General features: G+C 47.8%; 4 protein-coding genes and 2 pseudogenes (1 of these 6 running past the window's edge). 3 read left to right on the top strand and 3 right to left on the bottom strand.

What is annotated here, in order from left to right:
- Positions 1 to 294: pseudogene (locus A2048_05710) on the top strand (cation transporter) (it extends 2,856 nt beyond the left edge of the window).
- A 28-nt stretch (positions 295 to 322) separates the two neighbouring features.
- Here the strand turns inward: A2048_05710 and A2048_05705 are convergent.
- Positions 323 to 1,345 carry a hypothetical protein gene (locus A2048_05705; protein OGP07425.1) on the bottom strand — a complete coding sequence of 341 codons (1,023 nt, stop codon included), beginning with the start codon at positions 1,343 to 1,345 and terminating at the stop codon, positions 323 to 325.
- 32 nt (positions 1,346 to 1,377) lie between these two features.
- Positions 1,378 to 2,220, bottom strand: a complete 843-nt coding sequence (locus A2048_05700) for a hypothetical protein (protein OGP07386.1) — start codon at positions 2,218 to 2,220, stop codon at positions 1,378 to 1,380.
- Positions 2,221 to 2,528: 308 nt separating this feature from the next.
- On the opposite strand from A2048_05700, the gene A2048_05695 reads away from it, so the two are divergent.
- Together A2048_05695 and A2048_05690 are read left to right on the top strand one after the other, a co-directional pair.
- Positions 2,529 to 4,298 carry a DNA topoisomerase VI subunit B gene (locus A2048_05695; protein OGP07385.1) on the top strand — a complete coding sequence of 590 codons (1,770 nt, stop codon included), beginning with the start codon at positions 2,529 to 2,531 and terminating at the stop codon, positions 4,296 to 4,298.
- Between the two features lie 97 nt (positions 4,299 to 4,395).
- Positions 4,396 to 5,538: a DNA topoisomerase VI gene (locus tag A2048_05690; protein OGP07384.1), complete on the top strand. Its 1,143-nt coding sequence runs from the start codon at positions 4,396 to 4,398 to the stop codon at positions 5,536 to 5,538.
- On the opposite strand, the pseudogene A2048_05685 reads toward A2048_05690, so the two are convergent.
- Positions 5,539 to 7,700 (bottom strand): annotated as a pseudogene (locus tag A2048_05685) (hypothetical protein).

Raw genomic sequence — 7,700 nt, 5'->3', positions numbered from 1 at the left:
GACGCCAAAGAGAAAGGAATGCTAAAATCCCGTGAAGATCTTTATGAAGCGATCATGCATGGAGCTGTCAAACGAGTGCGCCCAAAAATGATGACCGTGATGGCCGCCATGATGGGATTGCTTCCCATCATGTTCTCCCATGGCACGGGTGCTGACGTGATGAAACGCATTGCGGCTCCTATGATCGGGGGATTGGTCACTTCTTTTATTTTAGAACTTCTTATCTACCCAGTGTTGTATGCTTTGTGGAAGGAAAGGGAGTTTAGCAAAAAACATTCGCCCAACTTGGGTTAAAGGGTTCAGAAGAACATTTCCATCATCATTAAACAGCCATTTCCAAATCCTTAAACCTTTTTCCGGCCAGCATCCCGCAGGCCGAGTGGCTCTGATTCCCCACGGAATACCGCCGCACAATGGGAACATGAAGCTCTTGTAAAATCCTTAAAAAAGCCTTCCGCTCCCCTTCATCGGCACGCTGGTAGCCATTTTCCCGGGCATCATTGACATCAATCAAATTCAGTTTAAAAGGCGTATCTTCCAGCAATTCCTTCAAGGCAGCCACCTCATCCGCTCCTGAATTCACTCCTTTCATCAAAACCCAGGCCAGGGTAACTCTCTCTTTTCTTTTGAGAGCGTAGGCTTTGATGGCCTCCGCCAATTCTGTAAGCGGCCACTGTTTGGAAATTGGAAGGAGGGCATCCCTTTTTTCTTTCACTGCAGAGGTAAGCGAAATGATCAACCGGAAGGGATGGTCTTCTTCGGTGTATCGTTTGATTTGCGGAACAAGCCCCACCGTGGAGATGGTGATGTTTTTGGAATCAACCCGGCATCCGCTGGGGGAAGACAGTAACCGTGCGGCACGGATGACATTGTCGTAATTGTGCAGGGGCTCGCCCTGCCCCATGAAAACAGCCCCGCTGATTCTCCCTTGTGTCTGGCTTCTGACTTGCCAGAACTGCGCCACTATTTCCCAGATTTCCAAATTGCGTTTCAAACCCATTCGTCCGGTGGCACAAAAATCACACCCCATGGCACAACCAGCTTGCGATGAAAGACAGACAGAAAAATGCCCCGGTTTTAAAAGAGGAATGCAGACCGTCTCAATAAGGGTATGATCCGGCGATTCGAAAAGATAGCGCACACTTTTGTCTACAGGGTCTTCAACCTTTTCCACCATCTTCAAAAGGTGCATGGCACAATTTTCCAGGATTTTTTTCTGAAGGGTTTTTCGGACAGGCTTCTTTACAATAAAATCCAGTTTCCCATCTCCCAAAACATGTGCCTGCAATCGTCGCGCCTGATCCAAAGGAAAAGGTTCACCAAAACCTTGAATGAAGGAAACCAAATCTTCAGGGGAAAGGCCAAATAAGTGGGGCGTCATTTAAAAGACCCCGTTTGATGAAACCGGATCAATAACTGATCCTTTTCAAGAAAAAGCTTCCGCAACCAATCGGCCAACTCGTCTTCCTTCTGGGGAAGCTGATTTAACTCAAAGCGCCTGACATGCATGCAAACTTTCTTTACCTCCCCACCCATCCAGTCGGCCACACTGGGGACCCCTGGGGCATAGCCAATCGTAAAATCGTAAACAGCCTTTACATGATTCTTAAGGGCTCCCACCGTGGCCACAAAACCCTTGGTACGGGGGATAAGCAAATGTTTGGTTGGCTCATACTTGTTTTTAAGGGCGTACTCCTGACTTGCTGTCAGTTTTTTCGGGGTTTTCCTTGTTCCTTCCACAAAGCTCATTATCCAACAGGGCACTTGGTAACGTATAATTTTTTCAAAAACTTTTTTGATCAAATTTTGGTCCGCAAGCCAGTTTCGTTTCACAAAAAGACAATCCAGAAAAAGCATGCCCCATCCAATGCCCGGGACATATTTAAGAATGTCTTTTACAAACCATTTCATGTCTCCCAATCTTTTTTTCCGGCGTGCCAAACGAAAAACAACAGGGATATCCACCAAACCCTGATGGTTTAAGATAACAATGGCGTTTTCTTTGATGGGAAGCTCATCTCCGGAAAATATCACTTGAGTTTCATTTAATTTTTCAGCCCAAAGATCGCAAGCGGCCCACCAGGCATTGGCAACGAACCTGTTCCACCTTCTGAAGAATTTCGGGGCAAACGGCAAAACAACCAGGCTCGCCATTTGAAGGGCATTGCAGACCATGAGGGCTGGAAGTAAAATGAGGGCTGCGAGGAAAGCTTTGAACATTTTGGGAACTTATCTTGTTTGGTTGATTTTGCAAGAATACGCTTTCCCCGTATTCATCCCCCTTTGAAAAAGGGGGGTAGGGGGGATTTGTTTCCGTTTCCGTTTCCGCTTCCGTTTCCGGTTTTGTAATTTATTTTAAATAAAGTGAGCGCGTAAAACAAAAACGGAAACAATGCGGGAACAAATCCCCCTTAGTCCCCCTTTTTTAAAGGGGGATATCATGTGAGGAAACTTCCTCCATAACCCCCGCTTTTTGAGAAATCCTTGCATTTGATCTTCCAGTCTGCATAATTAAAAACTTTAAACCTATGGCTAAAGCACAAGCAGCAATAACTTCAGCAAGTTCCGCGGAATATTTTTCCAAAAATCTTCAGCAGGTGGGGTTTTCCTCCTACACCAAAGCGGCTCTCACCACCATTAAAGAAGCCGTCGACAACTCACTCGACGCCTGCGAAGAAGCCGGAATTTTGCCCGAAGTTTCTGTTATCGTTGAAAAACTGGGCGAAGGAACCGCAAAAAACGCCGATCAAATTAAAATCACCGTTGAAGACAACGGACCGGGGCTTCCTCCCGATGACATCGTCCGCGTGTTTGGCGAATACCTGGCGAGTTCTAAATTCGGGCGTGGGCGCTGCAGCCGCGGGCAACAGGGCATTGGTATTTCAGCTTGCACCACATGGGCGCAATTGACCAATGCGCGAGGGGCCACGGTCATCACCAAAACCGACAAGATGCGGCAGGCAATCAAATGCATTGTTGAAGTGGATATCAAGCACAACCGCGGCGTCTTAAAAGACAAAGAAAGCATCTCGTGGGAGAAACCCCACGGGCTAGCATGCGAATTCATCCTTGATGCACGCATCCAGTTGAATGGTGAAGGTGGAATTTTAGCGTATTTAAATGGCATCACGCTTGTCAACCCGCACATGACCTTGCGCTACAAAATTTTGGACCAGGATTGGGTTGAAGTTCCTCGCGTTACCGAAGAACTCACCGAAATTCCTGAAGCCACCGAGCCCCACCCGCACACCATGAAGCTAGGTGAATTCATCGCCCATTCGCATCTTTTTGGACGCGTTCAGGTGCATTCGTGGCTTAAAAAAGGATTCTCCCGCGTTCATGAAAGCGTCTTAAAAGAACTCACCCAAAACGGCGTTTCCAAGGGCTTGCTTGGGAAAAGCGTCGATGCGCTTTCGGAAGAAGAATTCAAAAAACTTTTCACCACCTTAAGCAATTTAAAACTGATGGCGCCCTCCACCAAAAGCGTTTTGTCCATCGGGGAATCGGGCCTGGCCAAGAGCATCCAGCGCGTGGGTCAGGTGGATTTTTTTTCGGTGGTCTCGCGCAAGCCCGCCATCTGCGACTTTAAGCCGGTTTTGGTCGAGGTTGCCGTGGCCCGTTTATTGGATAAAAATCTTTCTGAAGATGACTCCGTCACCCTCCTTCGTTTTGCCAACCGCGTACCACTTCAGTTCGACAAATCCGCATGCGCCATGACCCAAGCCGCAGAATCCGTGAACTGGCGATCTTATGGCTTGAACCAACCGAAAGGAAGTCTGCCGCTCGGGCCGTACATCATCGCCATCAGCGTGGTAAGCCCGTTCATCAAATTTAAAAACGCCTCCAAAGAAACAGTAGATGCCTCCGATGAATTGGTGGAAGAAATTAGACGCGCACTCATTCAAGCCGGACAAAAACTTTCCAAACACATCCGTCGCGAAGAAAAAGAATTGGATCTTGAAAAGAAGCGCCAGCACATTGAGCAATTCGGCCCCATTCTGGTGGACGGCGCCTGCCGGATTGTCAAGGCCGCCAAGGGAAGGCGCGAAAAAGCTTTGGAAGGTTTGGCCAAAATTTTAGGCCGCGAAGCGCACCTGGCTGAAAAGGAACTCAAAGAAGCCATCGTCCATTCAGAAAAAGCGTTAAAAGAATTAACAGAAATGACCGGTATCCTCCCCGAAGGAGCTGCCAAAACCGCCAATGCCGAAAATGAAACCGAAGACATCCTCGAAAAAGGCCAATTGAGTCTGGATGGAATAGTGGAGGAAGAGGAAGTAAAGAAGAGAAAGAAGAAATAATGTCATGGTTCGACGGGGCTCACCATGTCCGAGCAAGGACATACTGAGCTTGCCATGCACCATATGGTGCATGGCTTGTCGAAGGATGAACTGACAAATGGCTCAAGACATCAGCGTTGAACAACTTTCCATCGACATGTGCGAAGCGCTCTTGCGCGACCTGGAGCGTGCCAAAAGACCGGTCCTCATGGCCACCAAATGCTCGCTGGACAATGCTTTTTACAACCCCAAAGTGGGCTATTTAACCCCCGGGGATAAAAAAGTCGCCACCGAGTTGAATGTGAGTTCTGTGCAAAAGATGTCACGCACCATCTTTATGTTGGAATTGATTTTAAGGAATCTGGAAGTCGGCGCCACCAATACCAAACGTGAGCTCTACTATATTTCCAAAGGCGAAATTAAACACAACCCCGCGTTGAAACCCCTTGATTTTGATGACCAGGACGAAAGTGATTCCATCATCGATTTCATTTGCGAGATGATGGAATGTTATCGCGAAGACTTAAACTGCTTTGCCAACGACCGCGGCGGGCAAACCTACAGTCAACAGCTTGTGGTGGTGGAAACAATGCCGGATGGCACCAAGGCCACCATTGATCTTTCCACCCTGGGAACCTCACCCTTTCAACCCAAAAACAGGCCCCAGAGTCTGAAATTAAAGGCCAAAAAGAAAATTGATTTCTGCCTGATTGTGGAATCAGAAGGTACGGCCAACACACTGGTAAATTCAGGCTTCACCAAGAGACACAATGTCATTTTATTGGGCGCCCAGGGTGTGCCTTCCAATGCCGTGCGCGGCTGGACCAAGCTCATCCAGGATGAACTGGATATCCCCTGCTATTTTTTTGGCGATCTTGACGCTTATACCATGCAAAATATTTATCGCACTCTCAAGGCCGGATCTGCGGCCAGTCTCATCCGCAATTCGGATTTTTCTGCACCAGAAGTAAAATTCCTGGGAGTCTTACCCGAAGACATCGAAAAATATGACCTGCCCGATTATGGGGTAAAGGAAAATGACGTCACCGAAGGACGGGCCCTAAAGAAGGCCCGTGACGCCCTGGAAAACGACCCCTTTTTCAAGGACAAACGCAACAAGGGAACCGCTGACATTTTAAGGTGGCTCCTCAAAAACAAACGCCGTTGCGAACAGCAAAGTTATTTCTCGGTAAACCCCCGCGATCCCCTCATGCCCGAAAAGATCATCATCGAAAAAATCAAGAACAAGAATTTTGTGTAATTATTCTTCATTCAAATTTTTTAAATCTTCTTTCATGGAAGCATATAAAATCTCCGATGGATTATTTTCGGCCAAAAAACATATGATTTCGTAAACTTTACGGCGAAGAGCCGGATCATCTCCAAAATTTTCCACAAAATTATCCCCTTCTCCCTCTTTCATGATGGCCTGGTGCATTTGCAGGACAATCCTATGGAGCTCCCCGTCACAAGGAGTCAGTTCAATGCATTTTTCCAATTGATCCAAAGCTACAAGCGTATCCATACACTCGATAACAGGCTTCTTTGCCTCTTCTTTTAAAAGGGCATGGCGGAGAACTTTGAGGGTATAATCCCTTCTTGCCGGAAAATATTCGGGATGCTTACGGACCAGAATTCTAAAATCATCCACGCTACTGAAATAGAGACTCTTCTTTTTCCAATCGGCATAAGCTTCGTGCTCCGAATAGTCATCTCGGGTTTCTTCCAGCCACCGGGCTTCGCCTTCATCGGTTATTCTGCCGCCAAAGGTCTGTACGAGCTGAGTCGCCATTTCAAATCGCAACCATGTAAAAGCGCTCGCCGTCTCCCTGCCATCCCGCAAGCGCAGGTAAAATTCGAGCATGAGAAGGTACCCGACGGGGTCACGATCTTTAAAATCCTTGAGCAACGACGGGAAACTTTTCACACCGGTAAAATAACTTTGGAGTCCGCTTCTCAGATGAGGAAGCCCTCCAAGAGCCGTGGCCACAATGGCAAAGGCATCGGCAAACCATTCACCTTCATTAGAGGCAGAATATCTCCGCGCAAAATATTTCAAAGGGTCGGCATGTTTATAATGGAGGCAATTAAGCCAATGGCGCCGCACCATTTCGTAGGAATTTTGAGGAAGAAGATGATGCCCAATTTCATGCACCAGGGCGAATGCCAGGAAATGAGGATCCACATCCAAGTTTAAGCCAATACTTGAACCATACAGATCAACATCGCCACCGCTCTTAAAGAGGATTTTGTTCTCCTTGTCGCAAGGATGGAAAAGGCCAAAGTGGTAAAGATGAAACCGCATGTTTTTTTCATCTAGAAATGCGATGACTTTTTTCGGGAGAATTCTCAGCGCGGTTTCGATGGCTTCCTTTTGCTCCTGAGGGGGCTTGACCCCAAAAAAATGGGACGAGGACCCCATCATCACCGGCTTGTCGGAAGGATCATGGTCCCAACGCTGGGCATGGAGCCGGTATCCGCGTATATAGTCCTCGAAAAAAATAGAATCCGACTGTGCTGCTTCCATCAAGACTTCTAAAAGTTCATCGGCCATCGCACTTTCCGCCCTATCCGAACCTTTGTTTCCGTTTTTGAAATCCTCCAAACTTAAAAATGCTTCGATAGGATCGATGGGGAAAAGCCCTTTTCGCATCTCATCAAGATTTTGACCGGAAGGATGATCCCAGGTGAAAGTGCACCCTTCTTTTTCGAAACTCACGGATAAAATCCCGGGACGAGTGGCTGTGATATGGATGACACGTGCCCTTTGGTCAAAAAAATTTCCGGCAGGAACCGATGAAAGCGAGGCCGGCCAATCTTTATAGGCCCGCTCGTCTAACTCATCTTCAAAAACGAGCTGCCCTCCGTCTATCCAGGACTTCAGAAGCAAGCGCTCCTTCCCTTCAAAAAACCCATCGGCAAAGATAATGCGGGCCAGCTGGGTGAATTCCGCATGAGTGACAATTCCATCCTCCCGGATGGAATTCAATCGCCCGATCATGGGTTCACTCTCGATAGGCCTGCCCTCAAGGCTATCGAAAAAAACGCTTTCATCATTTACGGGGAATCCCCACCATTCCTTGAGTTTGGCTTCAAAATCACCGAAATCTGCCCATTGAAGGGTGGATCCCTTTTGCAAATGCAAGGAGGCCTTCCATTCATGAACCCCGCAATCAAGTTCCAAAGAAACAATCTGGCCCTGATAGGGAGCAAGTGTATGGAGAAGATCCCCCAAGGTTGAAGGTGTTTCAGGCCCAACCGCATCGATGGTTTCAACGGCTCGTGGGTCTTCAATAAACATTCCCTCCTCGTTAAACTCACCCGTGACAGCACGCCAGCCCTCGGAAAGAGGCGTTGCATGGATTTCCTCATCCCGTGGGTAGGGCTCGTGGCGAAAGGCGTTTTCCCCCGTCCACCCGAAAA

It is taken from the genome of Deltaproteobacteria bacterium GWA2_45_12 (assembly GCA_001797365.1).
Lineage (GTDB): Bacteria > UBA10199 > UBA10199 > UBA10199 > UBA10199 > UBA10199.
Note: the sequence above shows the minus strand (reverse complement) of the source record. Positions and strands in the feature narration are given on the sequence as shown.

Bases quoted from the DNA above. Each gene is read 5' to 3' on its own strand.
- A2048_05700 (OGP07386.1), bottom strand. From the start codon at position 2,220: ATGTTCAAAGCTTTCCTCGCAGCCCTCATTTTACTTCCAGCCCTCATG.
- A2048_05695 (OGP07385.1), top strand. From the start codon at position 2,529: ATGGCTAAAGCACAAGCAGCAATAACTTCAGCAAGTTCCGCGGAATAT.
- A2048_05690 (OGP07384.1), top strand. From the start codon at position 4,396: ATGGCTCAAGACATCAGCGTTGAACAACTTTCCATCGACATGTGCGAA.